The sequence below is a fragment of the Bradyrhizobium sp. 141 genome (genome assembly GCF_023074055.1).
GTDB lineage: Bacteria > Pseudomonadota > Alphaproteobacteria > Rhizobiales > Xanthobacteraceae > Bradyrhizobium.
The window spans coordinates 184,332-208,362 of the sequence record NZ_JADPKR010000081.1 but is presented as its reverse complement, the minus strand read 5'-3'; the positions used below and the strand labels follow the sequence as shown (position 1 = coordinate 208,362).

Annotated in this window: 27 protein-coding genes and 1 pseudogene; 14 read left to right on the top strand and 14 right to left on the bottom strand. The window is 63.5% G+C overall.

The window, feature by feature from the left end:
• Window positions 1-51 precede the first annotated feature (51 nt).
• The 6 genes and pseudogenes from IVA81_RS23275 to IVA81_RS23250 form a co-directional block, all read right to left on the bottom strand.
• Complete coding sequence (locus tag IVA81_RS23275) at window positions 52-1,218, bottom strand: cytochrome P450 (RefSeq protein ID WP_247322282.1); 1,167 nt, start codon at window positions 1,216-1,218, stop codon at window positions 52-54.
• An 814-nt stretch (window positions 1,219-2,032) separates the two neighbouring features.
• Window positions 2,033-2,191: a hypothetical protein gene (locus IVA81_RS23270; protein WP_247322279.1), complete on the bottom strand. Its 159-nt coding sequence runs from the start codon at window positions 2,189-2,191 to the stop codon at window positions 2,033-2,035.
• A 120-nt stretch (window positions 2,192-2,311) separates the two neighbouring features.
• The gene (locus IVA81_RS23265; protein WP_247322277.1) at window positions 2,312-3,190 is read right to left on the bottom strand and encodes a L,D-transpeptidase; all 879 of its coding nucleotides are present in this window, start codon (window positions 3,188-3,190) and stop codon (window positions 2,312-2,314) included.
• 345 nt (window positions 3,191-3,535) lie between these two features.
• On the bottom strand, window positions 3,536-4,015 hold the full coding sequence (locus IVA81_RS23260; protein WP_247322274.1) for a hypothetical protein: 480 nt from the start codon (window positions 4,013-4,015) through the stop codon (window positions 3,536-3,538).
• A 61-nt stretch (window positions 4,016-4,076) separates the two neighbouring features.
• Window positions 4,077-4,286: a hypothetical protein gene (locus IVA81_RS23255; protein WP_247322271.1), complete on the bottom strand. Its 210-nt coding sequence runs from the start codon at window positions 4,284-4,286 to the stop codon at window positions 4,077-4,079.
• A gap of 249 nt (window positions 4,287-4,535) precedes the next feature.
• Window positions 4,536-5,314 (bottom strand): annotated as a pseudogene (locus IVA81_RS23250) (helix-turn-helix transcriptional regulator).
• 336 nt (window positions 5,315-5,650) lie between these two features.
• On the opposite strand from IVA81_RS23250, the gene IVA81_RS23245 reads away from it, so the two are divergent.
• The 4 genes from IVA81_RS23245 (at window position 5,651) to IVA81_RS23230 (ending at window position 8,286) form a co-directional block, all read left to right on the top strand.
• Entirely contained in the window at window positions 5,651-6,925 is a 1,275-nt protein-coding gene (locus IVA81_RS23245) for an SDR family oxidoreductase (RefSeq protein ID WP_247322269.1), read from the top strand.
• On the top strand, window positions 6,925-7,404 hold the full coding sequence (locus IVA81_RS23240) for a DUF2269 domain-containing protein (protein WP_247322266.1): 480 nt from the start codon (window positions 6,925-6,927) through the stop codon (window positions 7,402-7,404). The genes IVA81_RS23245 and IVA81_RS23240 overlap by 1 nt, the downstream gene beginning before the upstream one ends.
• 121 nt (window positions 7,405-7,525) lie before the next feature.
• Window positions 7,526-7,981, top strand: coding sequence for a YidB family protein (locus IVA81_RS23235; protein ID WP_247322264.1), 456 nt, complete (start codon window positions 7,526-7,528; stop codon window positions 7,979-7,981).
• A 41-nt stretch (window positions 7,982-8,022) separates the two neighbouring features.
• The gene (locus tag IVA81_RS23230) at window positions 8,023-8,286 is read left to right on the top strand and encodes a GlsB/YeaQ/YmgE family stress response membrane protein (RefSeq protein ID WP_247322261.1); all 264 of its coding nucleotides are present in this window, start codon (window positions 8,023-8,025) and stop codon (window positions 8,284-8,286) included.
• 108 nt (window positions 8,287-8,394) lie between these two features.
• Here IVA81_RS23230 and IVA81_RS23225 read toward each other — a convergent pair whose 3' ends face one another.
• The 5 genes from IVA81_RS23225 to IVA81_RS23205 all read right to left on the bottom strand — a co-directional run bounded on the left by IVA81_RS23225 (window position 8,395) and on the right by IVA81_RS23205 (window position 12,861).
• A complete protein-coding gene (locus tag IVA81_RS23225; RefSeq protein WP_247322258.1) occupies window positions 8,395-9,132 on the bottom strand; it encodes a hypothetical protein in 738 nt (245 codons plus the stop codon).
• On the bottom strand, window positions 9,129-9,545 hold the full coding sequence (locus IVA81_RS23220; RefSeq protein ID WP_247322256.1) for a phage holin family protein: 417 nt from the start codon (window positions 9,543-9,545) through the stop codon (window positions 9,129-9,131). Before IVA81_RS23220 ends, IVA81_RS23225 begins: the two co-directional genes overlap by 4 nt.
• On the bottom strand, window positions 9,542-10,123 hold the full coding sequence (locus tag IVA81_RS23215; RefSeq protein WP_247322253.1) for a hypothetical protein: 582 nt from the start codon (window positions 10,121-10,123) through the stop codon (window positions 9,542-9,544). Before IVA81_RS23215 ends, IVA81_RS23220 begins: the two co-directional genes overlap by 4 nt.
• Before the next feature lie 113 nt (window positions 10,124-10,236).
• A complete protein-coding gene (locus IVA81_RS23210) occupies window positions 10,237-11,358 on the bottom strand; it encodes a DUF3618 domain-containing protein (RefSeq protein WP_346659413.1) in 1,122 nt (373 codons plus the stop codon).
• 297 nt (window positions 11,359-11,655) lie between these two features.
• A complete protein-coding gene (locus IVA81_RS23205; RefSeq protein WP_247322251.1) occupies window positions 11,656-12,861 on the bottom strand; it encodes an LLM class flavin-dependent oxidoreductase in 1,206 nt (401 codons plus the stop codon).
• Window positions 12,862-13,123: 262 nt separating this feature from the next.
• Here IVA81_RS23205 and napE point away from each other — a divergent pair, with 262 nt between their 5' ends.
• The 6 genes from napE (at window position 13,124) to IVA81_RS23175 (ending at window position 18,641) form a co-directional block, all read left to right on the top strand.
• On the top strand, window positions 13,124-13,309 hold the full coding sequence (napE, locus tag IVA81_RS23200; protein WP_211389945.1) for a periplasmic nitrate reductase, NapE protein: 186 nt from the start codon (window positions 13,124-13,126) through the stop codon (window positions 13,307-13,309).
• A 29-nt stretch (window positions 13,310-13,338) separates the two neighbouring features.
• Complete coding sequence (locus tag IVA81_RS23195; protein WP_247322250.1) at window positions 13,339-13,653, top strand: chaperone NapD; 315 nt, start codon at window positions 13,339-13,341, stop codon at window positions 13,651-13,653.
• Window positions 13,654-13,669: 16 nt separating this feature from the next.
• Window positions 13,670-16,183 carry a nitrate reductase catalytic subunit NapA gene (gene napA / locus IVA81_RS23190; RefSeq protein WP_247322248.1) on the top strand — a complete coding sequence of 838 codons (2,514 nt, stop codon included), beginning with the start codon at window positions 13,670-13,672 and terminating at the stop codon, window positions 16,181-16,183.
• Entirely contained in the window at window positions 16,180-16,650 is a 471-nt protein-coding gene (locus IVA81_RS23185) for a nitrate reductase cytochrome c-type subunit (protein ID WP_247322244.1), read from the top strand. The genes napA and IVA81_RS23185 overlap by 4 nt, the downstream gene beginning before the upstream one ends.
• Window positions 16,647-17,297 carry a NapC/NirT family cytochrome c gene (locus tag IVA81_RS23180; RefSeq protein ID WP_247322242.1) on the top strand — a complete coding sequence of 217 codons (651 nt, stop codon included), beginning with the start codon at window positions 16,647-16,649 and terminating at the stop codon, window positions 17,295-17,297. The genes IVA81_RS23185 and IVA81_RS23180 overlap by 4 nt, the downstream gene beginning before the upstream one ends.
• 228 nt (window positions 17,298-17,525) lie before the next feature.
• Window positions 17,526-18,641 carry an ATP-dependent RecD-like DNA helicase gene (locus tag IVA81_RS23175; RefSeq protein ID WP_247322239.1) on the top strand — a complete coding sequence of 372 codons (1,116 nt, stop codon included), beginning with the start codon at window positions 17,526-17,528 and terminating at the stop codon, window positions 18,639-18,641.
• 125 nt (window positions 18,642-18,766) lie between these two features.
• Here IVA81_RS23175 and IVA81_RS23170 read toward each other — a convergent pair whose 3' ends face one another.
• A complete protein-coding gene (locus tag IVA81_RS23170; protein ID WP_247322237.1) occupies window positions 18,767-20,452 on the bottom strand; it encodes a tetratricopeptide repeat protein in 1,686 nt (561 codons plus the stop codon).
• 259 nt (window positions 20,453-20,711) lie between these two features.
• Between IVA81_RS23170 and msrA the strand changes: the two genes are divergently transcribed.
• From msrA to IVA81_RS23150, 4 genes are all read left to right on the top strand, one after another.
• Entirely contained in the window at window positions 20,712-21,428 is a 717-nt protein-coding gene (msrA, locus tag IVA81_RS23165; protein ID WP_247322235.1) for a peptide-methionine (S)-S-oxide reductase MsrA, read from the top strand.
• Window positions 21,429-21,458: 30 nt separating this feature from the next.
• Complete coding sequence (gene msrB, locus IVA81_RS23160; RefSeq protein ID WP_247322233.1) at window positions 21,459-21,878, top strand: peptide-methionine (R)-S-oxide reductase MsrB; 420 nt, start codon at window positions 21,459-21,461, stop codon at window positions 21,876-21,878.
• A 107-nt stretch (window positions 21,879-21,985) separates the two neighbouring features.
• Entirely contained in the window at window positions 21,986-22,150 is a 165-nt protein-coding gene (locus IVA81_RS23155) for a DUF3309 family protein (protein ID WP_247322231.1), read from the top strand.
• Window positions 22,151-22,364: 214 nt separating this feature from the next.
• Complete coding sequence (locus IVA81_RS23150; RefSeq protein ID WP_200453004.1) at window positions 22,365-22,658, top strand: hypothetical protein; 294 nt, start codon at window positions 22,365-22,367, stop codon at window positions 22,656-22,658.
• 246 nt (window positions 22,659-22,904) lie between these two features.
• Here the strand turns inward: IVA81_RS23150 and IVA81_RS23145 are convergent, their stop codons facing one another.
• Together IVA81_RS23145 and IVA81_RS23140 are read right to left on the bottom strand one after the other, a co-directional pair.
• On the bottom strand, window positions 22,905-23,444 hold the full coding sequence (locus tag IVA81_RS23145; protein WP_247322228.1) for a DUF4112 domain-containing protein: 540 nt from the start codon (window positions 23,442-23,444) through the stop codon (window positions 22,905-22,907).
• 59 nt (window positions 23,445-23,503) lie between these two features.
• Complete coding sequence (locus IVA81_RS23140) at window positions 23,504-23,929, bottom strand: DUF5413 family protein (protein ID WP_247322225.1); 426 nt, start codon at window positions 23,927-23,929, stop codon at window positions 23,504-23,506.
• Window positions 23,930-24,031: the final 102 nt, after the last annotated feature.

Genomic DNA, 24,031 nt, shown 5'->3' with positions numbered 1-24,031 from the left:
CGCGCTTTCAAGCGGTCGTCTTGAAGGACGAGGCGCTTGCTCAGATGCCGGCTAATGCGGCCACCGCAGCGGCAAATTCTGCAGCCCGCGGAACGCCCAGCCGCCGATCCGCACCTCCTCGTCATCGGTCAACGCAAGCTGCCTGGCGCGGGCGAACACGGTCGGCAGTGCGACGTCTGCGATCATGGCGCGGGAGGCCCACGCGCCAGCGCAGAAATGCGGACCGGCGCCGAAGGCGACGCTCTTCGTCGTATCGCGCCGCAGGTCGAACTGATCGGCGCGGTCAAAATGCTTCTCGTCGCGATTGGCGGATCCGAACATCAGGAACACGCGCTCATCAAGCTCGAACGACACGTCGCGGATCGTCCAAGGCTTTGCAATCCGCCGCGGCGACATGCCGATCGGCGAGATCCAGCGGGCGTATTCCTCGAACGCCTGCAGCCAGGTCACCTCACCCTTGCGTACGAGATCGAGCTGCTCGGGATGGGTCAGCAGCGCCCACACCGTGCCGGCGATCGCCTTGCGCGGCTCGTTCTGCCCGCCCGAGATCGCGAGTTTTACATTTGCGCGGACGCTCTCCATGGGCATGCCAGAGGCGAGGAGCACACCGAGGATGCTCTGGTCGGGGTTCTTGCGCATCACCGGGAGGATATCGTCGATCGCGGCATCGATGCCCGAGGTCGCGGCATGGCAGCGCGCCTCGACGGCGGGATCGCCGGCATAATTGGCGATGCCCTCGATCATGCCTTGCGACCACGCGTCCATATCCTCGAAACCGATATTGGTGAGACCAGTGATCGACTTCAGGCATTCGCCGGAGAACGGCAGCGCGAAGTCGCGCATGAAATCGATCCGCCCCGGCTTGATCGCGTCAAGGATGCGGTCGGCATGGGCCTGGAACAGCGCGGTCCAGTGCGCCTTCACCGTCCTCGGCGACACCGTCGGGAACATGGCGCGGCGCTCGACCTGGTGCGCCTCGCCGTCCTTGCGCATCATGTTGTGGCCCATCAGCCGGTTCATCAGGCCGGCCGGCTGGTGCGAGGAGAACACGTCGATCTGCTTCTCGGAGATCGAGATGTCGTCGCGGCTGGTCAGCAGCGTCGAGCCGAGCTGCGGCACGAAGGCGATCGGTGCCTGCTTGCGCATCTTGGCGAGCATCGGATAGGGGTCGGCCCAGAATGCGGCCGGGTCGATGTCGATGCGCGGCGCCGTGCTCAAGGCGGTCTCTCCCCGGATTCTTGCGTCCTTCAGGCCAGACTAGCAAGCCACGCGGCCTGCGTCTGTCCCCAGCGATAGGGACAGGCGGCATTGAGGCGTGTGTTCGGAAGTCGGGTGCGCGGGGACAGGATTGCAAGGTCCCTATCACCTCCACAGCGGACATCGACAAACGCCCGAGCGAACGTTCATCAAGTGCCAATATTCCATACGTTCGCCGCCAATAGCCCAGCAACGATCTATTAATCGTGAGCGCTCACCTCACACGTGCGGTTTGATCGATTATCGCTTAAGTTGCAATTGACGTGGCCGAAAGCTTCGGTGCAAATCGCATGCAACCATCCGATTGGGCTGTTGTCCTGTACTACGCGTGGCCAGTCATCTTGATACCCGCGGGGTGGATCGTGTTAGGCGATTGCGCCGGGAACGCGCAACTTCCGGGGCATCGATGATCGAGTTGCGGGAGCAGCACATCGCAGAAACATATCGGACGAGTGCTGCGATGGAGAGGATCGCCGCTGCTCTCGAGCTTGGGATTGGCGGGGCACAATCCCAGGTCGATAGGGATGGCAAAACCGCTTGAATACGCAAAGTATCGGCAAGATCACATCGATGGTACGACGATGAAGCACCCCAAACCAAGGAAGCACCGAACCATCCGGCGACTCCACTGGAGTCCGGATCGCGCGGGCATGGCATGGATGCTGGTGTCAGCAATCGTCGCTGTCACCGTCTTTGCGGCGGTTGTGATTTACTACCCTTTCCTGCCACAGCGGAACGCCAATGCGGGCTTTGGACCCGACTGGGATTGCACACCTCACCCCAACAGCGAACCCACTTGCATCAAGAAGATCGGTCGGTAAATTAGCTGCGGCACGAAGGTGATCGGCGCCTCCTTGCGCATTTTCGCGAGCATAGGACAGGGGTCGGCCCAGAATGCGGCCGGGTCGATGTCGATGCGCGGCGCCGTGCTCAAGGCGGTCTCTCCTGGGTTCGCGTTTCCTCCAAGCCAGACTAGCGAAATGCGGCGCCGGCGTCTGTCCCTAGCGATGGGGACGGACGGAGTTGGGTCGCGGACCGAGGTCGAAGGATTGAGTTACCGGGCCTCGGCGATCTTCGGTCCAGACGGCAGCATCTGCGCGTTGGCCGCCAAGGGCCGCTTCGACGCCGACGTCGGGTCCGGCAATCGGAAAGCGGCGTCAGCCGGCATTCCCTGCGATGGCCGACGGGCAGCGGTCGCCGGAAGCACGATCACTTTTGCTCCGACTTTCACCCGCTCATAGAGGTCCGTCACGTCGTCATTGGTCAGCCGGATACAGCCGGACGAAACCCGCTTCCCGATCGTATCGGGGTTGTTGGTGCCGTGAATGCGATATTCGGTCTCGCCGAGATACATCGCGCGGGCGCCGAGCGGGTTGCCGGGACCGCCTGCCATGAACCGCGGCAGATAGGGCTGACGCCCAATCATCTCTGCCGGCGGATGCCAATCCGGCCATTCTGCCTTGCGGGCCACGGTCTGCTCACCGGACCATGTGAAGCCTTCGCGGCCGACACCGATGCCATAGCGCAACGCCTGCCTGTCGTTCAGGACGAAATAGAGGAACGTGTTTCCGGTATCGATGATCACGGTGCCCGGCGTCTGGTGACTGGCATAGTCGACCACCTGCCGGACAAGTGCGCCGGGACCGTCAGCGGCTTTTGGCGGTTCGACCAGAGCTGCCGCCGGGGCCGGAATCGGAGCGGGAATCGGAGCCGGGGCCGGCGCTGATGCACGAACCGGAGGTGCCACGTAAACCGGCGTTGACGACGCCTGGGCTTGTTGCGCGGACGGCTTCCGTGCCGGTTGCACGCTCGCCGAGCCAGACAGCAAACCGTACCCCAATGCGGCGACGGCCACGGCACCAATGGCAACCCTCGCGACCATTGGTATTGCGAGCGTCTCTGCCTTCTTGCCGCGTTTGGCTCGCTTGCTCATACCCTTCTCCAGGTCACCATGCCCAAGAGAGGTATCGAGCAAAATTTAAGAAACTTCGAAGCGATGTCGCTCAGACTGGAACCGTCAGCGATGGTTAACGCCGACCTCTTGTCAGGCCGGTTGAGAATTGGGAGTTATCTGCTTGATATTTGGGGCAGCGACCTGGACGACTCGCTTCGAGGTCGCCCGGCGGAGCGGTCATGCTCCGCTCTTTCATGAACGGCGGCTTCGGTCAAAGCTCATCTCGCCAGCTTGCTGGACCGAGTCAGATCAACGCTACGGAGCGGACACAGAGTCTCCCCCACCGAATGTCGGCTATGGGCTAATAGACGCCCCGTCGCCGCATTACAGATTTTTCAGCAAACGCTGGTGGAGAATTGCGGCATTGGGCTGCCTGGCGACCCACTCCCTGTTATGTTCGCCATCGATCTTCACCCAATAGGTACGGGTAGGCGCATCGCTCCCATCAAGTGAGTTGAAAGTGCATGACGCCCTTTCTCGAATGATGGCGCCGACAGCGTCCTGAGCTTGGTAGTCGATGAGCGCGATATACTGAACCGGCGGCCTCCGTGCGGCTTGGATCATGCCTTTTCGGACCGCTTCCGATCCGGTCCGCTCCGGCTCGGCGAAAAATTCGTCCCACGTGATTGTTCTTCTGGCGTCGTCCAGGCCAATCCGTTGATAGGTGGAGGGAACCATCAGCCGCTCTTGGATTGCCTTTTCGCAGGTCTGCACGAATTGAGAGGTGAAGCCACGGACGTAAGCATAACCGAGAGCAGCGACACTGAGGACCAGGAACGCTGCGATAGCAAGCTTAAGCTTCATCTGTGACTCTTAAAGGTCTTTGCCAACTTGGCTTCGAGCGATGGGCAGCAGGGGCATACTCTCATTCACGCATTTGCTCGCGCTGGCGTAGAAAAACAAAGGACATCACGCCGTTCACAGCAAAAAGACCGCAGATAACGACGGCAGCGTATTCACCGGGAAGCCCAAGAAGCATCATGACGAAGATTAGGACGATTACGCATACAGCGTTGATCATGCTTCGTTTGAAAAGCGCTCCATAGGTTGGGACACCCGCGAACCAGTCGCTCAAGAAGTACCACAGACTCATAGAGCCTCATTCTGGCGAGTTGCAACGAATGGACCGGCTACCGTAACTCAAATGGGACTAAGCGTGCATTAACCGGACCGCACAACCCGCCAAATCAAATGTGCCACTTTGTCGCTGGCTGTTTCCGGTTCAGCTCTGGTTTGGCTCAGGCCGACGTCCGCCCGGGTCAAAAGGCGGCGATCCTGTCGGTAAACGGCATGTCCGCTTCGCTCTCGGAAGCAGATATCTCCCTCAGTTCAGGCCGCGGGGACCTGCGAGCAGACCCAGCACGATCGAGAACAATTCGTTCTGCGAGGAAATGCCGAGCCGCTGATAGGCGCGCTTGCGATAGGTCAGGGTCGAATGCAGGCTGATGCCGAGCGATTGCGAAATCGCCTCGGAGCTGAAGCCGAGCAAAATGCGGCGGCAGACCTCCTGCTCGCGCGGCGTCAGCGCGGAGAGCGGCACGCGCGTCGCGAACAATGCGGCGAGGTTCTGGTCGGGCGTCGCGGTCGAAGCCTGCTGGAAATGACGCGCGACGCTGGCGCCGATCGCGGGCGCGATTGTTTGAAGCCGCACACGCTCGGCATCGCTGAAGCGGCCCTGGGCCGTGATGCGATAGAAGTTCAGGTGTCGCCGGTCCAGATCGCGGTCGCGCATTTGTCGACGATGCCGGAATCGTGGAAGAAGATCTTGCGGTAGCGCGCGCCGTACATGCGCGGCGCGAAGGACGGCAGCATGATCGGCGCGCCGCCCTCGGCTTCGAACAGCACATCGCGGTTGGGGTCGGATTCGTGGAACTGGCCGGCATAGGCGGCGCCGAGATCGCCGCCGATCGGGATGTTGCCGGCATCGAGCAGGCAGGTCGCGGCACCCGCGCGGTTCAGCGCGAACACCATGCAATGGCCGACAGCGGCCTGCCGGCGCAGCGTGTCGATCAGGATGTTCGGGAAGTCAGGTCGGCCGATGGCGAGCACCGCCGGCGCGACATCACCAGGGGCTGGACTTGCAGGCACCACCTGAGGCCGCATCGTTTCCTCCGCAAGACGTTCTTTTGCGAGAGGATAACAGCAAGTGCATTTTGCCGGAAGCCGGAGCGACCTGCGAATTCAACCCTTCCGCCCCAATCCGAGCCCGCTTGAGCTCACAAGCGCAAGGCCTAGCGGCCCACCTCGATGGCCCTGCAAATCCATGCCAAGCGTCGTCCCCTTGAAACGTGAGATGCTCTCCAACGAACAACGCTGCTGGCAGCGAGCACCCCGGTTCCACCGCGAGGAACGATCGCGTCAGCCCCGCTTTGTATCTCCGGATCTCCAGGTTTGATCAGTGGGTTGCAACACCCGGACCGCCTATCGAAGGCTCAGTGAATGCGCGTCCTTCTCGTCGGGGGTACAGGACTTGTTGGATCGGCAATCTACGCCAGGCTGTCCGCCGAAGGACATGAATGCGTATTGGTGTCCCGGCATCCGGTGACAGCAACGGGCAGGCACCACATCACCCTCGATCTCGCTCGCACCACCGACGCTTCGGAATGGAAGGGCGTTCTTGCAGGCGTCGATGCCGTCATCAATGCAGCGGGTGCCCTGCAGGGACAGGACATGCAAGGCGTCCATGTCGCCGGCAGCGCGGCGCTTTATGCGGCCTGTGAAAGCATGGGCGTCCGCCGTGTCATCCTGTTCTCGGCGATCGGCGTCGACCGCGATGCCCGTAGCGATTTCTCGCGCAGCAAGCGAGAGGGCGAAGCCGCCTTGATGGCGCGGGACCTCGATTGGATCGTATTGCGACCTTCGGTTGTCGTTGGCCGGCCCGCCTATGGTGGCAGCGCGCTGTTGCGCGGACTGGCAGCACTGCCGATTTTGCCGGTCATGCCCGACACGGCAGCCATTCAACCGGTGCATCTCGACGACGTGGTTGAGACGGTGGTGTTCTTTCTGCAACCGGGCGCTCCCTCGCGCGTCGCGCTTGATCTGGCCGGTCCAAAGCGGATTGCCTTCAGCGACGCGGTCGCGCTCCTTCGCGCCTGGTTGCGCTGGAGGCCAGCCTACCGCCTGCACCTGCCGTCCTGGGCGGCTTCGGCCGCTTACCGCGCCGGTGACGTTGCGCAGATGCTGGGTTGGGGAGCACCCATCAACTCGACCGCGCAGGCGGAAATGCAGCGCGGCGCGACCGGAGATCCCGAGCCTTGGCGTCAAATGACTGGCGTGAACCCCCGCGAACTTGCAGACGCGCACGCACGCGAGCCCGCTTCGGTTCAGGAACGCTGGTTTGCACGGCTGTATGCGCTCAAGCCGCTGATCTTCGGCGTCTTCGGCCTGTTCTGGATCGGCACAGGAATCATCTCGCTCGGCCCGGGCTGGGATATCGGCATGTCGTTGCTGCGGGAAGGCGGGCTGCAGGAAAAATTCGCGGCGCTCACCGTCACCGCCGGCGCCCTCGCCGACCTCGTCATCGGCCTTTCCATCCTTTGGCGCCCTCTGAGCCGATACGGGTTGTGGGCAGCACTGATCATCTCGCTCACCTATGCCGTGATCGGGACGGCGCTGGTGCCGCGGCTATGGGCCGATCCGCTTGGACCCATGCTGAAGATATGGCCGGTGATCATGCTCAACCTGGTCGCCATGGCGATCCGGGAGGATCGCTGATGCTCTACTTCCTCGTGAAGATGGCGCACATCATCGGTGCGGCCGTCCTGCTCGGCACCGGTGCCGGCATCGCCTTCTTCATGCTGGTGGCCCATCTGCGCGGCGATCCACGCGAGATCGCGGGAGTCGCGCGGACCGTGGTGCTGGCCGACTTCCTGTTCACAGCGAGCGCCGTGATCCTGCAGCCGATCACCGGCACATGGCTGGCGTGGTCGAGCGGGTATTCCCTCGGCGACGGCTGGGTTGCGGTCTCCATCGCGTTCTATCTGGTGACCGGTGCCTTCTGGCTGCCGGTGGTGTGGATGCAGATGCAGATGCGCGATCTTGCCGTCGCGGCGGTTGCGACCAACACCAAGCTGCCTGCCCGGTATCACCATCTCTTCCGATGGTGGTTCGCCTTCGGCTTTCCGGCGTTCGCAGCGGTGATGGTCATCTTCTGGCTGATGATCGCCCGCCCGGCCATTCCCTACTGGGACTAGGTTCGTGCGTCTTCCGTTTCGATTTGGCCCTGCGCCAGATCCGGCGAGCTGGGAAGGCCGCCCAGGAACAGAACCGCATCAGCCGAGTTCCAACCGTCTGATCTTAAGACGGAGTGACAAGATGAGCCGCGGAATGCCATCCATGACCGCCCTTCTCGGACTGCTCGCCATCGCCGGCTATCAGAATCGAGACAAGCTGGCGGAGTTGCTCAGAGGCCCGGGATCCGGATCTCTCGAGCCCACGAATGCCCAACAGCCGCTGGGCGGCCTGCTCGGCAATCTCACGGGCATGCTGAGCGGGGCAGGTGTCGGAGGACTCCTGCAGGGAGGAATCGGCGAGCTGCTGGAGAAATTCAACCAAACCGGTCACGGGGACGCGGCTCAGTCCTGGGTCAGCTCAGGGCCGAACAAGGATATCTCGCCCCCGCAGTTGCGGGAAGCCATCGGCCCCGACGTGCTGGACAAGCTCGAGAAGGAAACCGGGCTTTCGCAGGAGGAAATCCTCGCAAGGCTGTCGCGCGAGCTTCCCCAGGCCGTCGACCAGTACACGCCTGAGGGGCGTATACCGACCTCATAGCCTTGAGCCGTCGCCGTCGTTTTATTCAGGAGGAGCGGAAAATGGGTATTATCTGGACCATCATTATCGGCTTTATCGCGGGGGTGATCGCCAAGTTCATCATGCCTGGTGACAACGAACCTTCAGGGTTCATCCTGACGACCATCCTCGGAATCGTCGGCGCCTTTGTTGCGACTTACCTTGGCCAAGCTCTTGGATGGTACCGTCCCGGGGAAGGCGCGGGGCTCATTGGTGCCGTCGTCGGCGCCATCGTCGTGCTCTTTGTGTATGGCTTCTTCGCCGGACGACAACGGCGCGCGATCTGAAGAGCGGAAAGCCTGGCTTTCTCCGCAGCGACTTCCTTGGAAGCGATCCTGCCTGATCACGTTCAAGCAAAGGGGGCGCGTGGCCAACGCGCCCGCTTTTTTATCGTCTCATTGGGGAGACTTCACCTCGGCCCGAGCAGCTGCCGCGGCGTCCATGCCGGCTTGTTTGACCCGGTCCATGACTTCGGCGCCGGTGTCGCTCATTTCTGCGACGACCGTGTCCGAGGCTTCGCGCAGGGCCTGCGAAACTGCACCGGCGCGCCGGCTCAGGTCAGCCTTCACGTCGTCGCTGACTTCGCCGACATATTGGTTCTCGATCTCGGAGGTGCGAAATGCGCCTGCGACGGCTGCACCAATCGCGATGCCCACGACCCCAAGCACGAGCGGTTGCCGTTCCAGCATGTCTGCGAGTGACGATTTCGCGCTGTTCATGGCGTCCTTGTCCGGAATCGGGTTACCAAGCTTGCTGAATTGCTCCTGCGCGAAGGCGACGCCCTCGTCGAACCGATCTCTGACGCTGTCGGCAGCTTGCGAGACCGCATCGGAAGCGGCGGCGCTCGCGTCCCGCAGGGTCTCTCCGACGCCCAGCGAGCCGTCCTCGTCCATTTCGGGCGCGGTCGGAGGCGCCACGGTCTGCTTGACGGCAGATGCTGCGGACCTGAAACCACTCGTCCCGATGTCGGCAACGGGTGCGACGGTCTCCGCAGCCGAACGCGCCACGGTCTTCAGCCTCTGATCGCCGGCCAACAGCCAGAGCGCTCCGCCTCCGATCAAGGCAGCGGCAAGCGGGTTGTCCCGGGCTGCCGTCACCAGATTGTCGATAAAGCCGGTTTTTGTGCTGCTCATCGCACCATTCCCTTCACGGTGTCCTTGTCTTTTTCGAGCTGGCCGATCGTTTCGCGGGGGGTCAGCTGACGCATATCAAGCCGGTTGATGCCGACAGCGACCAGCGCCGCGGCAATGGCCGCAGCAATGACTGCCGACGTCAGATATGACAGCGGCTGCGACCATCCCGCGGAGATCAATGCGGCGGACAGGGCGAGCAGGACCATGACGATCGCCGGGATCACCATAACGGCGCCACCTACGATCAAGCCGAGCGCGCCGCCGATCTTCTGAAGCTTGTCGCCAAACTCCGCCTTTGCCAGGTCCATCTCGTTCTGGAAGAGCTTGGCGAACTGCGACATGGCATCGCCGAGCAGCGTCGAGATCTCCCTGAACTCACTTTTGCTGGTCTTGATATCGCGCTCGATGCTCATGGTACGGTGCTGCCCTGAGAGGTTGAGGCTTGTTGCGTCTGCGGGTTACGGCTCCCGGGCTCCTGAGCCCAGGGTTGTTCTCCCGCCGAAAACGAGGTCCCGCCTGCCTTCTGACCGCTTCCCGATGACCATCTGCCGGTGGTGTCGCGCTGCCCTTGGGACGACGACTGCCCACCACCCGACGCCTTCAGAAAGCGTACGGCCGCGAAGCCAGCCAGCACCGATATGCCGAGAAACGCCGCTGGCTGACGTTTGGCAAAATCGGTTGCGCCTTCGACGAGATCTCGGAAGCTCCCCTCCCGGATCTTCTGCGCGGCATCCTCGACATAGTCCGCGGCGGAATCGATGCCGCGTGCCGCGAATGGCACGTCGGTCTCGAAAGCCCGGCCGGCCTCGCGAATGTTATCCGCGAACCGCGCGACGAAATCGGCGCCCGAACGCTGCTGCTCGCGGGCCTGGCTCTGGATCTGGTCGACGGTGCCGTCCGCGACGCCCTTTGCTGCATCTGCGGCCTCACCGAACTTGTCTCGCGCAAGATCGGCCGATGCGCGGAAAGCGTCACCGGCGCGCTGCTTCATCTCCGCTCCGGCATCTCCAATCTGTTCCTTCATGTCCTTCGCGGTGCCTTTGTCCTGGTTCTTTGCAAACTGCTTCACGTTGTGCGGGTCTAAATCGCTCATGGTGTTTATCCTTAAGTGTTGGTGGGAGAGGGACTAAGGGCAGCTTTGACCACGTCGTCGGCAGCCTCTTTCAATGTGTCCGCCATGTTCCGCGTCATGCGGCTGGCATGGTTGCCGAGATCGGCATCGGCGAACTTTTGCGACGCAGCATCGGCTGCCGAATTGGTCGCATCCTTCGCCGCCTCGAATCCGGATTGCGCCGCAGCGGCCGCAGCCTGCTTCATGCTGTCGCTCGCCCGGCCCATCACCTTCGCTTCGGCCTTTGTCTCCGGAAGAGCCGCGGCAATGATGGCGCCGATCGCGATGCCCAGCCCTCCGATGAGCGCGGCATTGTCGCCGATGGTCTGGCGCGCCTGATCGGGCGCGCTCGCAGCGGCATCCTTGGTTGCATCCATGCCGCTCTTGAGCTTTTCACCCGCGAAGCTGGCGGCCCGCGCCGCGCTCTCCCGCAGATCAGCGGCGAGACCGGCGGCCTTCTCCTGCGCCTCACCAGCCATCCCGGCGGCTCGGCTTTGTGCGGAGGATAGCGTCTCCCTGGCGTCGCCCTGCAGACCTCGGGCGCCCTCGGTTACATCCTCGAACCTTCGGCCCGCTTGGTCCATGACTGGACCGGTGGCCTCTGCAGCGCGATCGCGTACCGTCTTGGACGTCAAGGCAAGCCCGGCGCCGATCATGAGAAGTGGCAACGGCACACCTCGCGCCATCCGCAGCAACGGGACTCCCACCGCGGCGCCCGCAGCCACTGCGCCCATCGGATTGTCCATGATCTGTTGCTTCAGTCCTTCAACCCAACTCTGGGTCTTGTGGCTGACATATTCGCTGACTTCGGATTTGATGTGCTGCGGCGACACCTTGTGGCGAATGTCGTCGGCGGTATCCGATATCTGATCCTTCAATCGGCTTACCGTTGCCGCCAGCTCCGCGCGGCTGCGCTCGGACTCGCGTCTCAACTCCTCCACAGATCGTGTCATCGCGTTACCCTCTTGCTGTGCTTCTTGAATTTTGAAGACGAACTCACGCTTTGGTGAATCGTTCCTCGCACAGCTTTGCGGCTGCTGGTGATGACGAGAGCGAGCTGGTGGAGCGCGATGGAGAGCGAGGGTGGCAGCTGGATATGCGCATTGAGCTGTCATGCGCGGCGCGTGTGTCCCGCTCGATCATCACGGCCACGGGACATCCATCGCCGCCACGACTGTGCCGCCTGTCACTTGATCGCGGCCGTCTCACGCGCCGATTGCGTCAGGCGACGCAGAGGGCACCATCACTGCCGGAACGAGCGAAGTGGGAAAACGTTGCAATGGTCGTCAGACCAATGGTGTGAAGCCGAAAGCGCTCGTCCGCTCCGGGTCAAAACGCCGCATCGATGCGCTGATCACCGTGTGGCGGCTTCAGCTGCTCAAGCCGGCGTCTTGCGCTGAGGTGTGCACGCCCTACTCCGCCGTCGCCTGGGCCTGCGCGACTTTGATGGCCAGCTTGCCATAGCGATCCGTGAAAGCCTCGGTGTCGATCTCCTCCAGCTTGATCTCGCCGCTCATCACGCTCCTCTTCCACGCCTCCTGCGCCGGGTCGCTCTGGAACTCCGGCATCACCTCGCGGCCGAACAGCTCCAGCGATTCACAGATGTGCTCGTGGCTGTTCTTGCCGGCCTGGTTGAGCAGGATGACCTGGTCGATGTGCGACGACTGGAACCGCTTCAGCTTCTTGCGGATCGTCTCGGGCGAGCCGATCAGGCCGCCGCGCAAGGCCGCTTCCTGCGCCTCCGGATTGTCGCGCTTCCACTTGTTGTACTCGTCCCACATGTTGACCGTGTAGGGCGCGGGCCGCTGGCGGTTCTGCGAGGCGCCGTAGAAGCGCAGCGCGAACTGGAAGAAGGTGGCGCCGTCGGCGCGGGCACGCGCCTCCTCGTCGGTCTTGGCGCACATGAAGAACGACACCAGCGCCATATTCGGGTTGATTTCGTAGTCCGCGAGCTTGTGCAGCCGCTTGGTCATCGCGTTGTAATAGGCGTGCACCCAGGCGTGCGCGGCATCGGCGCTGACGAACTGGAAGCCGAGCGCGCCAAAACCATGGCGGCCGGCGCGCTCGATGGTCGGCAGCTGCGAGCAGGCCATCCACAGCGGCGGATGCGGCTTCTGCACCGGCTTCGGCACGACGTTACGCAGGGGGATGTCGAAATACTTGCCGTGATGCTCGCTGCCTGCGTCCTTGAACATCGGGAAGATCGCGGCCACGGCCTCCTCGAACACTTCCTTCTTGGTCTCCATGTCGCGGCCGAACGGGGTGAGCTCGGTGATGGACGCGCTCTCGCCCATGCCGAACTCGCAACGGCCGTTGCTGAGCAGATCCAGCACCGCGACACGCTCGGCGACCCGCGCCGGATGGTTGGTGGTGAGCTGCAGGATACCGTGGCCGAGCCGGATGTTCTTGGTGCGCTGACTTGCCGCGGCGAGAAAGGATTCAGGCGACGGCGAGTGCGAATATTCCTCGAGGAAATGATGCTCGACCACCCAGGCATGGTCATAACCGAGCTTGTCGGCGAGCTCCATCTGCGAGAGAGCGTTCTGGTAGAGCCGGAACTCGTCGCCGGCCACCCAGGGCCGCGGCAATTGCAGCTCGTAGAAGATGCCGAACTTCATGACGTCGCTCTCCGCATTATTGTTGTTAACGTCATCTTAATGCGCGAGGCAGCGCTGTCTACGACGCCCCAATTCCGCCCCGCGGACAACGCTCGGGCGTCGCGCACGATCAACACGACGCTGATGGCGCGGTGTGCAACGCAGCGTTCGCTCGGAGCCCGTTGATCTAAATCAAGGCACCAGAACCTCGTCCTCCTAAGGTGCCGGCAAGGCAACGGCCCGGATGCCGTCCCGATTCCCATACCATTCAGAGAGACCGAATATGTCGGCCCCTGACGACACAACTTCGCGCGTGCGCCGCAAGCGCATGGAGATTTTTGCGTTCCTGTTCCTGACCGCGGTCGTCATGCCCGTCCTCGCGGTCGGAACAGTCGGCACTTACGGGCTCGGGGTCTGGATCTACCAGATGTTCGCCGGCCCTCCCGGCCCGCCGCCCTCCCCGCATTGATCTTCAACGAGCGAAAGACAGGCATCATCATGGCTCACGCCCCACTCAATCGCCGCGCCTTGATCACCGGCCGGGTGCTCAGTGCCGACCGCGTCATCGCGCCGCCGGGCGCCGAGATCGCCAGCATCATCGTGCAGGCGCGTCCCGAGCGTCTCGCCGAGCTCGAAGCCGAGATCACCGCGCTGCCGGGCTGCGAGATCCACGGCCGCGATCCGCGCGGCAAGCTCGTCGTCGTGACCGAAGCGCCCGATGCCGGCAGCCTCGGCACCATGCTCAACACCATCCAGTCGCTGCAACACGTCTATTCCGCGGCACTGGTCTTCCACGCCATTGAAACCGCCTGAGTCAGGAAGAGCCATCATGACATCGCCCAAGCTCGACCGCCGCCAGTTGCTGAAGCTCGAGGCCGCCGCAATCGCGGCCGCCGCCGCTGGCATGCCGGCTCCGGCGCTCGCCGCCAATCTCGTCACCGAGCGCAACAACAGCGAAATGAAATGGGATAAGGCCGCTTGCCGTTTCTGCGGCACCGGCTGCTCGGTGATGGTCGGGACCAAGGACAATCGCATCGTCGCGACCCACGGTGACATCAAGGCCGAGGTCAATCGCGGCCTCAACTGCGTCAAGGGCTACTTCCTCTCCAAGATCATGTACGGCCATGACCGCCTGACCCAGCCGATGCTGCGCAAGACGGGCGGCAAATACGACAAGAACGGCGAGTTCACGCCGGTGTCCTGGACCGAAGCCTTCGACATCATGGAGCTGAAGTGGAAGGAGACGATCAAGAAGCGCGGGCCCAACGGCGTCGCCATGTTCGGCTCCGGCCAGTGGACGATCTGGGAAGGCTATGCCGCCTCGAAACTGTTCAAGGCCGGCTTCCGCACCAACAACATCGACCCCAATGCACGCCACTGCATGGCGTCCGCTGTCGCCGGCATGATGCGCACCTTCGGCATCGACGAGCCGGCCGGCTGCTATGACGACATCGAGGCCACCGATGCCTTCGTGCTGTGGGGCTCCAACATGGCGGAGATGCACCCGATCCTGTGGACCCGTCTGGCCGACCGCCGTCTCTCGGCGCCGCATGTCCGCGTCGCCGTGCTCTCGACCTTCGAGCACCGCTCGTTCGACCTCGCCGACATCGGCATGGTGTTCAAGCCGCAGACCGACCTCTACATCCTCAACGCCATCGCCAACCACATCATTAGGACCGCCCGGGTCAACAAGGACTTCATCGCCAAGCATACCGTGTTCAAGCGCGGCCAGACCGACATTGGTTACGGCCTGCGGCCCGAGCATCCGCTGCAGAAGAAGGCGACCGGTGCGGCGAAGCCCAACGACTCCACTGACATGAGCTACGACGAGTTCGTCAAGTTCGTCTCGGAATACACGCTGGAGAAGGCCGCCGAGATGTCGGGCGTGCCGCTCAACCGGCTGGAGGCGCTCGCCGAGCTCTATGCCGATCCCAAGACCAAGGTGGTCTCGTTCTGGACCATGGGCTTCAACCAGCACACCCGCGGCGTCTGGTGCAACAACCTCGTTTACAACATCCATCTTCTGACCGGAAAGATCTCCTCGCCCGGCAACAGCCCGTTCTCGCTGACCGGCCAGCCCTCGGCCTGCGGCACCGCGCGCGAGGTCGGCACCTTCTCGCACCGCCTGCCCGCCGACATGATCGTGACCAACAAGGCGCATCGCGATCACGCCGAGCACATCTGGCAACTGCCCGAAGGCACCATTCCGGACAAAAACGGCGCCCACGCCGTGCTGCAAAGCCGGATGCTGAAGGACGGTCTGATCAACGCCTATTGGGTGCAGGTCAACAACAACCTGCAGGCCGGCCCCAACATCAACGAAGAGACCTATCCCGGCTTCCGCAACCCCGACAATTTCATCGTGGTCTCGGACGCCTACCCCTCGGTGACCGCGCTTGCCGCCGACCTGATCCTGCCGACCGCGATGTGGGTGGAGAAGGAAGGCGCCTACGGCAACGCCGAGCGGCGCACCCAGTTCTGGCATCAGCTCGTCTCCGCGCCGGGCGAGTCGAAGTCCGATCTCTGGCAGCTCATGGAGTTCTCCAAGCGCTTCAAGATCGAGGAGGTCTGGCCCGCGGAGCTGATCGCCAAGAAGCCGGACGTTGGCGGCAAGACGCTGTTCGACGTGCTCTACAAGAACGGCCAAGTCGACAAATTCCCTGTTACCGATATCGAGCCGGGTTACGCCAACGACGAATCCAACGCCTTCGGCTTCTACGTCCACAAGGGCCTGTTCGAGGAATATGCCCAGTTCGGCCGCGGCCATGGCCACGACCTCGCGCCGTTCGACACTTATCACCGCGAGCGCGGCCTGCGCTGGCCGGTCGTCAACGGCCAGGAGACGAAGTGGCGCTTCCGCGAGGGCAGCGACCCCTACGTCAAGCAGGGCACCGACGTGCAGTTCTACGGCTTTCCCGACGGCAAGGCGCGTATCTTTGCGCTGCCGTTCGAGCCGGCGGCGGAATCGCCCGACAACGACTATCCGTACTGGCTCTCGACCGGCCGCGTGCTGGAGCACTGGCACTCCGGCACCATGACGCGCCGCGTGCCCGAGCTCTTCAAGGCCTTCCCCGAAGCTGTCTGCTTCATGCATCCCGACGACGCGCAGGACATGAAGCTCCGGCGCGGCGACGAGGTGAAGGTCGTCTCCCGCCGCGGCTTCATCCGCGCCCGGGTCGAAACGCGCGGCCGCGACCGGCCGCCGCGCAGCCTCGTCTTCGTGCCCTGGTTCGACGAATCCAAGCTGATCAACAAGGTGACGCTGGACGCCACCGACCCGATCTCGCTGCAGACCGACTTCAAGAAATGCGCCGTGCGCATCGAGCGGGTGAACCTGTCATGATGAAACGATTTGCAATGGCCCTGCTCGCGGTCGCAATCGCCGCGGGTACGAGCTCACTGACCGCGCAGACGGTGACGTCAGGCCTGCGCGGCCCGACCCCGCTCAATGACGAGGGCCCGGCGCCGCCGATGCTGCCGAACCGCAATACCTCCGAAAAGGAGGTGCGCAACTATCCGGAGCAGCCGCCGGTGATCCCGCACAATATCGACGGCTACCAGATCGACCTCAACGGCAACAAGTGCCTGTCCTGCCACGCGCGGGCGCGCACGGCGGAGTCGCAGGCGCCGATGGTCTCGATCACGCACTTCATGGACCGTGACGGCCAGTTCCTGGCCTCGATCTCGCCGCGCCGCTTCTTCTGCACGGAATGCCACGTGCCGCAGAACACCGCCAATCCGCCGGTCAGCAACGACTTCACCGATATCGACACGCTGCTGTCGCGCGCCAGCCCCGGTGGCCGCCGATGACGACCGCTGACGAGCCCCATGCCGAGCTGAAGACCAAGCGCGGCTTCCTGACGCGAAGCTGGGACTTTGCGTTGGAGCTCTGGCGGGTGCTGACCCGGCCGAGCTCGGTGTTCGCCCTCGGCACACTGGTGCTGGCCGGTTTCGTTGCCGGCGTGATCTTCTGGGGCGGCTTCAACACCGCGCTGGAAATCACCAACACCGAGAAGTTCTGCACCAGCTGCCACGAGATGAAGGACAACGTCTACGCCGAGCTGAAGTCGACCATCCACTTCAGCAACCGATCCGGCGTGCGCGCGACCTGCCCGGACTGCCACGTCCCGCACAACTGGACCGACAAGATCGCGCGCAAGATGCAGGCCTCCAAGGAGGTCTGGGGCAAGATCTTCGGCACCATCGACACCCGCGAGAAATTTAGGGATCAACGGCTCGAGCTGGCGGCCCATGAATGGGCGCGCTTCAAGGCCAACGATTCGCTGGAGTGCCGCAACTGCCACAGCGCCGATTCCATGGACATCACCAAGCAGTCGCCGCGTGCATCAGTGGCTCACCAGCGCTTCCTGTTCACCAAGGAAAAGACCTGCATCGACTGCCACAAGGGCATCGCCCACCAGCTGCCCGACATGCGCGGCGTTCCCGGCTGGCAGTAGCCACAGTTCTCACCGCGTCATGGCCGGGCTCGTCCCGGCCATCCACGCCTAACCACGCGCACAAAGAGCGTGGATGCCCGGGACAAGCCCGGGCATGACGACCTCTTGCAAGGTTCACATGCGGGTGCCCACCAGCAATTGCGGGGCGACCGCGCTTGAACCCGTGGCGTGAATGGTTATTTTTGAGGGATGGCGAATCGCCGCCTTTCGCCCTCCCTCAAGACAGACATGGCCACCTTCACCCCGCATCAGGATGCCGCGCTCAAGGCCGTCGGCGACTGGCTGAAAGCAAAACCCGGCCGTAACGGCACGCCGCCGGTGTTCCGCCTGTTCGGCTTCGCCGGGACCGGCAAGACCACGCTGGCGCGGCACATCGCCGAGGGCGTCGACGGCGAGGTGAAATTCGCCGCCTTCACCGGCAAGGCCGCCCTCGTCATGCGCAACAAGGGTTGCGACGAGGCCTCCACCATCCACTCACTGATCTACCGCGCCCGCGAATCCGGCGAGGAGCAGCCGAGCTTCGAATTGTGGGACGACGCGCCGGCCTCGAAGGCGAAGCTGATCGTGATCGACGAATGCTCGATGGTCGACGCTGAACTCGGGCGCGACCTGATGTCGTTCGAGTGCCCGCTGCTGGTGCTGGGAGATCCCGCGCAGCTGCCGCCGATCCAAGGCGGCGGCTTCTTCACCAACACCGAGCCCGACGCGATGCTGACCGAGGTGCATCGCCAGGCCCAGGACGATCCGATCGTGCGGATGTCGATGGACGTCCGCGAGGGACGCGAACTCGACATCGGCCGCTATGGCGAGAGCGAGGTGGTGTCCCGCAAGGAGCTCGACCCCGATCGCGTCATGGGCGCCGACCAGGTCCTGGTCGGCCGCAACAACACAAGGCGCGCCTACAATATGCGCGTGCGCCAGCGCCAGAACATCGAGGACGTCTTTCCGGTCGCCGGCGACAAGCTGGTGTGCCTGCGCAACAACCGCAAGAAGGGCCTGTTCAATGGCGGCCTGTGGCGCGTCAAGTCGCGCAATACGTCACGCTCGAAGTCGCGCATCCTCTCGATGCGGCTGTCCGCCGACGAGGATTTCGGCCACAAGGTGACGAAGGTCTCGGTGCGCGCCGATTGCTTCGAGGGCGGCGTCGAGCAGATCGCCTGGGAGCAGCGCAAGCCCTATGACGAGTTCGACTACGGCTACGTGCTCACCGTGCACAAGTCGCAGGGCTCGCAATGGGACGACGTCGTGCTGTTCGACGAGAGCTTTGCGTTTCAGGAGTCCAGGGCGCGGTGGCTGTACACGGGCATCACGCGGGCGGCGAAAAGGTTGAGCATCGTCGTTTAGAATTCGCTGCCGTAGGGTGGGCAAAGCGAAGCGTGCCCACGCGCTTTATTCCTTATAGAGAGAGATCGTGGGCACGGCGCGTTGCGCCTTTGCCCACCCTACGACTACGGCACCACGAACGCGCCTCACTTCCCCGCGACGAAATAAAAATCCTCGCGTCCCGGCGGCGAGCCGTAGGTGAACGGCTGCTGCCCGTGCCTGGTCGCGGCCCAGACGTCGTCGCGGATGATGTCGAACAGTTTTCGGATCTCGATGCGAGGCTGCTTGATCTCGCGCGCCAGCGCGGTGGCGAACGGACTGTTGGCGCTGCCGTCGCCGTCCATCGCGGTCTCGCCATGCTTGGCGGCGTAAACCACCATGAAGCCGGCGCCGGGCTCGATGTTGGAAAAGCCCTTGTCGACCAGCTTCAGCGACAGCGTGCGTTGCATGGCCGGTGCGAACGGATTGTCGCGGCAGGCATCCAGCACCACGAGACGCACCTTTCGCGCAGCCCCGACGGCGGCGATCACCTGCTCCAGCGCGACGGCCTCGGTCTCGGCGTCCTTGTCGGCGGTGAGCTTGGCGTCGACCGGAACGAGATAGTTCACCCCGCCGATCTCGAAGCCGTGGCCGGCATAATAGACCACCGCCCAATCGGCCTTTTCCGCTTCCTCGGCGAAGGCTTTCAGCGTCTGGAAGAACTTGTCGCGGGTGAGGTCTTTCGTGTCCACCACGCTCTGGAAGCCGAGATCGCGCAGCACGCTTGCGATCAGCTTCGAATCGCGCGGCGGATTCGGCAGCGCATGGGCGTTCTTGTAGGCGCCATTGCCGATCACCAGCGCGACGCGGCGGCCGGTGGGCGCGCCCGCCGGCGTCTGCGGCATCAGCGCGGCGAGCCGCTCCTGCGCCTTGGCGCGTGCGCGCGCGACGTCGGGCTCGTCGAACTTCGTCAGCGAATAGGCCGCCGCGCGATAGTCGGCGCGCGCCTGGGCGAGATCGCGTCTCATCTCATAGATCTGGCCGCGGCCGGAATGGGCGCGGACATTGTTCGGATTGATCTGGATGGCCGTGTTGTAGTCTTTCAGGGCGGCGTCGAGGTCGCCCTTCATCATGCTGACGTCGGCGCGATTGTTGACCGCGAACACGTTCTTCGGCTGTTTCTCGATCAGGCGGTTGCAGTCGGCAAAGGCCTGATCGAACTTGCCCATCATGCCGTAAGTGATGCAGCGGTTGCCGGCGATCTGCGGTGCGGCCGGGTCGATCTTCTCGGCCTCCGCAAAATCGGCGATCGCGCCGTCGAAATCCTTCATCAGCGTGCGCGCGCGGGCACGATTGGTCCAGGCGAGCAGGAATTTCGGCGTGTACTTGATCGACAGGCTGAAATCGTCGAGCGCACTTTGCAACGCGCCTCTGCGCGCGTGGATGACGCCGCGATTGTTGTAGGGGACGCCGTAGGCAGGACGCTTCTGGAGGGCGAGATTGTAGTCCGCCATGGCGAGGTCATCCTGCCCCTTGCGCTCATAGGCAAGGCCGCGCAGGTTGAGGGCGATGACGTAGTCCGGATCGAGATCGACCGCGATGGACAGGGTCTCGATCGCGTGGTCGTAATCGCGCTTGTTGATCAGGGTGTTGCCGCGCACGGAGAGCGCGATCGCCTTGTCCTTGCCGCCGAGCTTGTCGGCCTTCAGCAGATTGTCGCAGGCGCTCGCGCGGGCCTGCGCCTCCGCCTGGCGGTCGCGGCAGGTGGCGAGGTCGTCGGCTTGCGGGTCGGCCGCCGCGCTCGACACGCCGGCGGCCAGGATGACGAGGATCAGTGAAACGACGCCCAGCATGTTGTCAGGCCTGCTCCAGCCAAATTTCTTCTTGAGTCGATCATCGATCGCACCGGTTCATCTAGCGCGGAGTTCCCGGTCTCGCCAAGCGGCTGTCGCCGGACTATCCCGCGCGGCTCATTTCACAGACTCGTGTCCGTCCCGCCGTAACAATCGGCGGCTGCGTCCGTACCTCCGATGATGCGAAAAGGCGGCCGGACAACTGTTCGTCCAGCCCCGATCGCCCTAGACTGTCAGACCTTCCGAAAGAGGATCCGCCATGCGCAGACCTGCCCTCGCCTCCCTGCTGGCCGCAACCACCGCCCTCTCGCTCACCTTTGCGCTGGCCTTTGCCACGCCGTCCCGGGCTGCGGAAGATGCGGTCGTGATCCCAGCCCCCGCCATGGACGCGGCACAAGCGAGCGGGATCCAGACCGCCGTGGTCGCCGGCGGCTGCTTCTGGGGCGTGCAAGGCGTCTTCCAGCACACCGCGGGCGTCGTCAACGCGGTCTCCGGCTATGCCGGCGGCACCAAGGCGACCGCCGACTACCAGACGGTCTCGAGCGGCCGGACCGGCCACGCCGAGGCCGTCGAGATCAAGTACGATCCGAAGAAGATCTCCTACGGCAAGATCCTCCAGATCTACTTCTCGGTGGCGCACGACCCGACCCAGCTCAACCGACAGGGCCCCGACGTCGGCACGCAATATCGCTCGGCCCTCTTCACCACCTCCGACGAGCAGAAGAAGGTGGCGGAGGCCTATATCGCCCAGCTCAACAGCGCCAAGGTCTTCAACAAGCCGATCGTGACCAAGGTCGGCGCACTCGAGGCGTTCTACCCGGCGGAGGCCTACCACCAGGACTATCTGACGCTGCACCCGAACCAGCCTTACATCGCCTATAACGACCTGCCGAAGGTCGAGAACCTGAAAAAGCTGTTCGCGGATAACTACATTGAAAAGCCGACGCTGGTGAGTGCCAGCAAGGCCACCAACTGATCGCCAGATCATCTTCAGAACGGGAGACCCATGCCCGACACCAAAACGAAAACCACGGACGACAAGGTCATCAAGAGCGAAGAGCAGTGGCGGCGCGAATTGTCGCCAATGCAGTACGCGGTGCTGCGCGAGAAGGCGACCGAGCGTCCCTTCTCGGGCGAATATGAGCACGACGAGCGCGCCGGCACCTATGTCTGCGCCGGCTGCGGCAATCAGCTGTTCGAGTCCGATGCCAAGTTCGATTCCGGCTGCGGCTGGCCGAGCTTCACCCAGCCCGCCGCCGAGAGCCATATCGACGAGGAGCGGGACATCAGCCACGGCATGATCCGTACCGAGGTGCTGTGCTCCAAATGCAGCGGTCATCTCGGCCACGTCTTCCCCGACGGCCCCGGGCCGACCGGCCTGCGCTACTGCATCAACTCGGCGGCGCTAAAGCTGGAGCCGAAATAATCGGCGCGCGGGGTTGGGTTCCTTCATGGAACCCGACCGCGGGATGTGCTTTTCTTCCCTGGCGGGCGGCCGATCATCGCATTTTGGCGGCCACCAGGGAGGAAGCCATGTCGCTCGGGACCATCCTGATCATCCTGGTGATCGTTTATCTGCTCGGGGGCCTGTCCGGCCGCGTGGGCGGTTATGGCTATGGCCTGGGCCATTCCGGCATGGGGATCGGCGGCGTTGTGCTCGTGGTGCTGGTCGTCCTGCTGCTTCTTGGCAAACTGTAAACCATTTAACATTTTGAAAACGCTAGCCTTATCGCGGTCGCGGGGCTGCCATGCGCGGATTCATCATCTCCGATCGCAGGGGTCGCATTTTTGTCAAAACGGCCTATATTAGAGGTCGAAAATGGCATGTGCGGCGGGCCCGCTCGATTGCGGCCCCTGCCCTCCCAAACCCCACGCGCTTAAAGCCCCAGACAAGATCACGAGGTCTTTGACCATGCGTCCACTGCGTCCGTTCAACTTCAACACCTCCGCCGAACTCTTTCCCGCCGCGATCCGCAAGAAGAAGCGTGCGGGCTTCACCTATCGCCGGTTCGGCACCGCGGCCGAGGCCGTGCAGTTCGCGATGGAGCAGTTGCCGACGGATTCGCTGAACGGCGCCTATCTCCAGGTCGAGGAAGCGCGTTTCGACCAGAACGGCATCCGCTCGCTCTATGAGAGCGAAGCTTTCCCGCTGCCCCGGCGCCCCAAGCCGGCGCAGACGGCCGAGGCCGACGCCGACGCGGCGTAAGTTTTTTTTGCAAGCATCCGATGTGCGCGGAAAGCGCGATGGTCAAAAGGCTGTCGCGCTTTTTGCGTTTGGGGGCCTTTGTGCTTCCACAGCGTCATGGCCGGGCGTCTCCCGGCCATCCGTGCCTTGCGCAGCGGCACGAAGAACGTGGATGCCCGGGCTTTCGCGGCCGAAGCGGCTTCGGCCGCGCAGGCGGGACAAGCCGGGCATGACGACCGCTCAGGCAATTGCGGAGAGGGAGCGCACCTACATCCGCGGCTGCTTCTCCAACCAGCGGCGGAGCAGACGCACGTTGCGCATGTTGGCACGGAACATGACGTCGAAAGCGTCGCCGGCGAACGGGACGATGCCGACCACGCCGTCAAGCGCGACATTGCCCAGCATGCGCGCGGTAATGTACCAGGGCGCGCCCAGCGCGCGGGCTTCGCGCACCAGCCACAGCGAGATCGCGGTCGTGATGATGTCCCCGACGACAGGGATCAGGCCGATCAGCCCATCGATGCCGTAGCGGATGTTGGTGCCGGGCAGGATGAAGGCGACGTCAAGCAGCTTTGCGATCGCCTCGAGCCGCGCGATCCGCTGCTCGCGCGTCAGATTGGCGAACGGATTGCCTTGCCCGAAATCGAAGCGAAACTCGCGAAATCCCTGCTCCAGCGTTTCGGGACGGATCTCATGGCCCTCCTGATCGATGATCGGGCCGCGCGCCGCCTTGCCTGAACTCGCACGCGAGCCGCTGCCCGAACGGGAGCGGCGCGGAGCAAGGATATCGTCGTCGGACATGGTCATGCTTTCAAGAACGCGCCGCCGCGGCGGAGGTTGCTGCGCCGCGCTTTAAAGTCGCGCGCTCAGGTCGGCGCCGCCACTGCTTGCGGCTCCTTGACATATCTATGCACGAGCCAGGACGAAATCGCCGCCGGCACGAACCCGACGAGGCCGTACAGAATGAACTGCACTGTGCCCGAATCCGGCCCGCGCGAGCTGTAGGTGAGCGAGGCCAGCACGAAGGCGAACAGGCCGACCAGCAGCATCCGCAAGCCCGGGCCGATCCGCCTGATATGGTGCAGGATGTCGTCGACCGCGCCGATCATCAGCGAGGGCAGGACGCCGAACAGATAGCTGTATTGCAGGGTCTTGAAGAACACTGCGAACAGCTTGCCGACCTCGCCGAGACTGGTCTGGGCCCAATAGCCGGACTGATAGGTCGTCGTCAGCAGCAGCAGGAACCCGCCGAGGAACGGGCCAACCAGCGCATACACCAGATAGCGTTTCATCAAACACCCTCACCCTTCTCCAGTGTTATAGCAGCGCCTCGGGAACCTTGAACAGCGGGGGCGGACTCTGCTTTTGGGGAACAAGTGACACGGCGACGAGTT

Bases quoted from the DNA above. Each gene is read 5' to 3' on its own strand.
- IVA81_RS23170 (WP_247322237.1), bottom strand. From the start codon at position 20,452: ATGCTGGGCGTCGTTTCACTGATCCTCGTCATCCTGGCCGCCGGCGTG.
- IVA81_RS23265 (WP_247322277.1), bottom strand. From the start codon at position 3,190: ATGAGCAAGCGAGCCAAACGCGGCAAGAAGGCAGAGACGCTCGCAATA.
- IVA81_RS23195 (WP_247322250.1), top strand. From the start codon at position 13,339: ATGGCTCACGCCCCACTCAATCGCCGCGCCTTGATCACCGGCCGGGTG.
- IVA81_RS23225 (WP_247322258.1), bottom strand. From the start codon at position 9,132: ATGAGCAGCACAAAAACCGGCTTTATCGACAATCTGGTGACGGCAGCC.
- IVA81_RS23140 (WP_247322225.1), bottom strand. From the start codon at position 23,929: ATGAAACGCTATCTGGTGTATGCGCTGGTTGGCCCGTTCCTCGGCGGG.
- IVA81_RS23260 (WP_247322274.1), bottom strand. From the start codon at position 4,015: ATGAAGCTTAAGCTTGCTATCGCAGCGTTCCTGGTCCTCAGTGTCGCT.
- napE (WP_211389945.1), top strand. From the start codon at position 13,124: ATGTCGGCCCCTGACGACACAACTTCGCGCGTGCGCCGCAAGCGCATG.
- IVA81_RS23180 (WP_247322242.1), top strand. From the start codon at position 16,647: ATGACGACCGCTGACGAGCCCCATGCCGAGCTGAAGACCAAGCGCGGC.
- IVA81_RS23145 (WP_247322228.1), bottom strand. From the start codon at position 23,444: ATGACCATGTCCGACGACGATATCCTTGCTCCGCGCCGCTCCCGTTCG.
- IVA81_RS23185 (WP_247322244.1), top strand. From the start codon at position 16,180: ATGATGAAACGATTTGCAATGGCCCTGCTCGCGGTCGCAATCGCCGCG.
- IVA81_RS23205 (WP_247322251.1), bottom strand. From the start codon at position 12,861: ATGAAGTTCGGCATCTTCTACGAGCTGCAATTGCCGCGGCCCTGGGTG.
- IVA81_RS23245 (WP_247322269.1), top strand. From the start codon at position 5,651: ATGCGCGTCCTTCTCGTCGGGGGTACAGGACTTGTTGGATCGGCAATC.
- IVA81_RS23155 (WP_247322231.1), top strand. From the start codon at position 21,986: ATGTCGCTCGGGACCATCCTGATCATCCTGGTGATCGTTTATCTGCTC.
- IVA81_RS23175 (WP_247322239.1), top strand. From the start codon at position 17,526: ATGGCCACCTTCACCCCGCATCAGGATGCCGCGCTCAAGGCCGTCGGC.
- napA (WP_247322248.1), top strand. From the start codon at position 13,670: ATGACATCGCCCAAGCTCGACCGCCGCCAGTTGCTGAAGCTCGAGGCC.
- IVA81_RS23230 (WP_247322261.1), top strand. From the start codon at position 8,023: ATGGGTATTATCTGGACCATCATTATCGGCTTTATCGCGGGGGTGATC.
- IVA81_RS23210 (WP_346659413.1), bottom strand. From the start codon at position 11,358: ATGACAGCTCAATGCGCATATCCAGCTGCCACCCTCGCTCTCCATCGC.
- IVA81_RS23220 (WP_247322256.1), bottom strand. From the start codon at position 9,545: ATGAGCATCGAGCGCGATATCAAGACCAGCAAAAGTGAGTTCAGGGAG.
- IVA81_RS23215 (WP_247322253.1), bottom strand. From the start codon at position 10,123: ATGAAGCAGCGCGCCGGTGACGCTTTCCGCGCATCGGCCGATCTTGCG.
- IVA81_RS23235 (WP_247322264.1), top strand. From the start codon at position 7,526: ATGAGCCGCGGAATGCCATCCATGACCGCCCTTCTCGGACTGCTCGCC.
- IVA81_RS23240 (WP_247322266.1), top strand. From the start codon at position 6,925: ATGCTCTACTTCCTCGTGAAGATGGCGCACATCATCGGTGCGGCCGTC.
- msrB (WP_247322233.1), top strand. From the start codon at position 21,459: ATGCCCGACACCAAAACGAAAACCACGGACGACAAGGTCATCAAGAGC.
- IVA81_RS23150 (WP_200453004.1), top strand. From the start codon at position 22,365: ATGCGTCCACTGCGTCCGTTCAACTTCAACACCTCCGCCGAACTCTTT.
- msrA (WP_247322235.1), top strand. From the start codon at position 20,712: ATGCGCAGACCTGCCCTCGCCTCCCTGCTGGCCGCAACCACCGCCCTC.